The sequence below is a fragment of the Salipiger sp. HF18 genome (genome assembly GCF_011806505.1).
GTDB classification, from domain to species: domain Bacteria; phylum Pseudomonadota; class Alphaproteobacteria; order Rhodobacterales; family Rhodobacteraceae; genus Salipiger; species Salipiger thiooxidans.
Genome location: NZ_JAATOS010000984.1, coordinates 1 through 563 on the forward strand (window position 1 = coordinate 1; position 563 = coordinate 563).

A 563-nucleotide genomic window follows, 5' to 3' on the forward strand; every position below is an offset into this window, starting at 1 on the left:
GGCGCTGGTGGAGCGGCTCACCCATCGCATCGAGACCTTCTGGAGCGGCGTCGACGACGAGGCTGACGATCTCGAGGAAGCGGTGCTCGACACCTCTGTGCCCGAGATTCGCACCCAATTGGTGGAGCTGCGTCGCCGGGCCATCATCCTCCGCCGCTATCTTGCGCCCCAGCGCGATGCGCTGCGAGGGCTGCAGGGGGCGCATCCGGCCTGGCTCGAGACCGACGACCTGCGGCAGCTGGCCGAGGAACTCGACGCGCTCGAGAGGGTGGTCGAGGATGCAGACGCCATGCGCGAACGCATGGCGCTGGTGCGCGACGAACTGGCCGGGCAGCTCTCGGACCGGCTGAACCGGAACATGTACCTTCTGTCGATTCTCTCGGCGCTGTTCCTGCCGTTGGGCTTCCTGACCGGCCTCTTCGGCATCAACGTCGCGGGCATGCCCGGGGCGGAGGTGTCGCACGCCTTCTGGTACTTCAGCGGCGGGCTGGTCGTGGTGGTCGGGCTGCAGCTTGCGATCCTGCGCAAGCTGCGCTGGATCTGAGCGCCGGGGCGTCTTTTGC

1 protein-coding gene is annotated in these 563 nt (G+C 67.9%); it reads left to right on the forward strand.

Annotated features, from left to right (window positions below):
• A partial coding sequence (locus tag HC022_RS28400) for a CorA family divalent cation transporter (RefSeq protein ID WP_303049125.1) occupies window positions 1-544 on the forward strand: 544 nt, incomplete at its 5' end.
• Window positions 545-563 lie beyond the last annotated feature (19 nt).